The organism is Mediterraneibacter sp. 210702-DFI.5.30, from assembly GCF_020560115.1.
Taxonomy (GTDB): Bacteria; Bacillota; Clostridia; order Lachnospirales; family Lachnospiraceae; genus Mediterraneibacter; species Mediterraneibacter faecis.
Window position 1 is genome coordinate 1 of record NZ_JAJCME010000098.1, and the last position, 261, is coordinate 261.

Sequence of the window (261 nt, forward strand, 5' to 3'; positions counted from 1 at the left end):
GGTCAGGCAGCCGGCTATCCTTGGAATATGAAAAAGCTGAAGTCCTATGACTCAAAAACGGGTCATGCTTTCGTTGCCGTAATGACGATCAAATATCGCAATACGGTCTTAAACGGGATGGGTGTTCGCTGCGGCAAGCTGGCTGATACGCATACGCTGATCAGAATTCCGGCTGCCAACATGGTTGATCAAAAAAAGTAAATAAATAAGTGGGTTTGTCAAGGCAAATCAACTGATTACATGATATAGTAAAAGGTGGAT

General features: G+C 43.7%; 1 protein-coding gene. It reads left to right on the forward strand.

Annotation, left to right across the window (positions count from 1 at the left end; genetic code table 11):
• Nucleotides 1-201 (forward strand): hypothetical protein (locus tag LI126_RS14840; protein WP_227165695.1); only part of this gene is annotated, 201 nt, incomplete at its 5' end.
• Nucleotides 202-261 lie beyond the last annotated feature (60 nt).